Raw genomic sequence first — 3135 nt, forward strand, 5'->3', positions numbered from 1 at the left:
CGAGCCGCAGGACTACGCCGGACTCGAGCACATGCAGTGGTTCCAGTCGGTCGGCGGCTACAACACGATGAACGCGTCGCGCCCGCAGACGATCGCCGCGGGCCTGTCGGACTCGCCGGTCGCGCAGCTCGCCTACTCCGAGCTGTTCAACTCGTTCGGCAACGGCACGAGCCTCGTGCCGCTGGACACGATCCTCACCGAGGTCAGCGTGGCATGGTTCGCCAATGCGTCGGCCGGAATGAGCCGCGCCTACCGCGAGAACGCCCTCGCCGAGGCCGAGCCGCAGGTCAGCACCGCACGCACGGGCGTAGCCGTCTTCGCGGACGACTTCCAGACGATCAAGGTGTTCGCCGAGCGCGACAACACGAACATCGTCCACTGGAGCCGCTTCGAGCGCGGCGGGCACTACGCGTCGCTCGAGGTGCCCGAGGTCCTCGCAGCCGACATCCGGGCATTCTTCTCGGCGTGAGACTCGAGCGCGGCGCGGCCTCCGGGTCGCGCCGCCTGCGTGCCCGCGCCCGGGTAATCGTCGGTAACGAACGAGCGGATGCCGCGGCATCCGCCTACTCTCGCTGCATGACCGACCTCAACCTGCCGATCCTCGATCTCTCCCAGCTCGACCGGGGTCCCGAGGCCGCCACCCGGTTCCGCGACGAGCTGCGCGCGGCGACCCACGAGGTCGGGTTCTTCTATCTCACCGGCACGGGCGTGACGCCGGAGCTCGAGGCTCGCCTGCACCGCGCGGCGCGTGACTTCTTCGCGCTCCCCGAAGCCGACAAGCTGGCCATCGAGAACGTCAAGAGCCCCCACTTCCGCGGCTACACCCGCATCGGCGGCGAGCGCACACAGGGCAAGGTCGACTGGCGCGAGCAGATCGACATCGGCCCCGAGCGCGAGGTGGTGTCCAGCCCCGACGCGGCCGACTTCTTCCGTCTGATCGGCCCGAACCTGTGGCCGGCCGCCCAGCCCGAGCTGCGCGATGTGGTGTCGGAGTGGCACGACCACCTGTCGGGCGTCGCCCGCAAGCTGCTGCGTGCCTGGGCGCTGTCGCTCGGCGCGCCGGAGAACTACTTCGACGAGCACTTCGGAGAGCCCTCGACCCTGATCAAGATCGTGCGCTACCCCGGCAAGGAGGACCCGACTCCCCAGCAGGGCGTCGGCGCCCACAAGGACTCGGGCGTCCTCACGCTCCTGTGGGTCGAGCCCGGCAAGGGCGGCCTGCAGGTGGAGCGCGACGGCGAATGGGTGGACGCCCCGCCGGTTCCGGGCGCGTTCGTGGTGAACATCGGCGAGCTCCTCGAGTACGCGACGCAGGGGTACCTCGTCGCGACGAACCACCGCGTGATCTCGCCGCGCTTCCCCGACGACCGCATCTCGGTGCCGTTCTTCTTCAATCCTGCCCTGGACAAGCGGCTGCCGCTCATCGACCTGCCCGCCGAGCTCGCCGCGCAGGCTCGGGGGGTCACCCAGGATCCCTCGAACCCGATCCACGCCCTCTACGGCGAGAACGCGCTCAAGTCGCGCCTGCGCGCGCACCCCGACGTCGCCGCGATCCACCACGCCGACCTGGTCGCGGCCCGTGTCGCATCGACGACCTCGTAGCGCGGCATCCGGGAACGAAGAAGGCCTCCCCACACCGTGGGGAGGCCTTCTCAGAAGTTCACTGCGCGATTGAACGCTGGTCGCGATTAGCGGCGCAGGCCCAGACGCTCGATGAGCGAACGGTAGCGGTTGATGTCGATGTCCTGCAGGTAGCCCAGCAGGCGACGACGCTGACCGACCATCAGGAACAGGCCACGACGCGAGTGGTGGTCGTGCTTGTGCTCCTTCAGGTGCTCCGTGAGGTCCTTGATGCGCTGCGTCAGCATCGCGACCTGCACCTCGGGGGATCCGGTGTCACCGGGGTGCGTCGCGTACTCTTCGATGATCGCCTTCTTAGCATCGGATTCGAGCGGCATAGATGGGATCCCCTTTCTCGTCGTTGCGCGGTGCCCGACGCCTGATGCGTGAGCTCTCTTTATCCGCGGCCGATCAAACGGCAACCTCAAGAGTCTACCAGCCGGTGGGGCGGCGGCGTTAACCGCGTCGCACCGTAGCCGTACCGCCGCCTTTCGGCGGATTTCGGACGTCGCATTCGCGATCCCCGCCCTACGTCCGGGCCCGGGCGTAGAGTCACCGGGTGCCCACCACCGACCCCTCTCACGGCCTTCGCCCCGCGACGCCGACGCAGGCCTCGGTGGTCGTCCAGTTCGTGCTCGCCGGGGTCGTGTGGGGATCGAGCTTCCTCTTCATGAAGGTCGCCCTCGGCGGCATCTCGCCGGCGCAGGTGGCGTGGTCGCGACTCGTCCTCGGCGCTCTCGCGCTCGGACTGTTCGTCCTGCTCCGGCGCGAGAGCCTGCCCCGCTCGGTGCGGATCTGGGGCCACATGACGGTGCTCGCGGTGTCGTTCTGCGTCGTGCCGTTCCTGCTGTTCTCGTGGGCGCAGCAGCACGTCACGTCGGGCCTCGCGAGCATCTACAACGCCACGACGCCGATCATGACGGCGATCATGGCGGCCGTCCTGTTCCGTGTCGAGCGTCTCAAGCCGCTGCAGGTCGCGGGCATCGCCGTCGGCATCCTCGGGGTCGTCGTCATCATCGGCCCCTGGCAGGGCCTCGACCTGTCGCAGAGCCTCGTCGCCCAGCTGGCGATCCTCGGCGCGACCGCCTGCTACGGATTCAGCCTCGCGTACATGCGCCGCTTCGTCGCGAACACCGGCATGAGCGCGCTGATGTTCTCGTTCCTCAACATCGGGATCGCGGCGGCGATCATGGTGCTGCTCTCACCGGTGCTCGTCCTCACCCCGGTCGAGCTCGACCCCTGGATCGTGGTGAGCGTCGTGCTGCTCGGATGCCTCGGCACCGGCGTCGCCTACATCTGGAACCAGAACGTGGTGCGCGCCTGGGGCCCCACACGCGCGTCGACGGTCACGTACATCACTCCGCTGGTCGGAGTCGTGCTCGGAGTGCTCATCCTCGGCGAGCACCTCAGCTGGAACGAGCCGGCGGGCGCGCTGATCGTCTTCCTCGGCATCCTGCTTGCGCAGGACCGCCTGCGTCCGCGACGCCGAAACGACGAAGGGGCGGATGCCGCGGC

Annotated in this window: 3 protein-coding genes and 1 pseudogene; 3 read left to right on the top strand and 1 reads right to left on the bottom strand. The window is 68.8% G+C overall.

Annotated features, from left to right (window positions below; all coding sequences use genetic code 11):
- Nucleotides 1–469: pseudogene (locus ACE3O1_RS15205) on the top strand (epoxide hydrolase); the annotation flags it as partial.
- Between the two features lie 107 nt (nucleotides 470–576).
- Nucleotides 577–1602 (top strand): isopenicillin N synthase family dioxygenase, encoded by a 1026-nt coding sequence (locus tag ACE3O1_RS15210; protein ID WP_374316484.1) that lies wholly within the window; start codon nucleotides 577–579, stop codon nucleotides 1600–1602.
- A gap of 86 nt (nucleotides 1603–1688) precedes the next feature.
- Here the strand turns inward: ACE3O1_RS15210 and rpsO are convergent, their stop codons facing one another.
- A complete protein-coding gene (gene rpsO / locus ACE3O1_RS15215) occupies nucleotides 1689–1958 on the bottom strand; it encodes a 30S ribosomal protein S15 (protein WP_056121136.1) in 270 nt (89 codons plus the stop codon).
- A gap of 221 nt (nucleotides 1959–2179) precedes the next feature.
- Here rpsO and ACE3O1_RS15220 point away from each other — a divergent pair.
- Nucleotides 2180–3135 (top strand): DMT family transporter (locus ACE3O1_RS15220; protein ID WP_374316487.1); only part of this gene is annotated, 956 nt, incomplete at its 3' end.

Origin of the sequence: Microbacterium sp. (genome assembly GCF_041909575.1) — a bacterium.
In the GTDB taxonomy this organism is placed as follows: Bacteria; Actinomycetota; Actinomycetes; order Actinomycetales; family Microbacteriaceae; genus Microbacterium.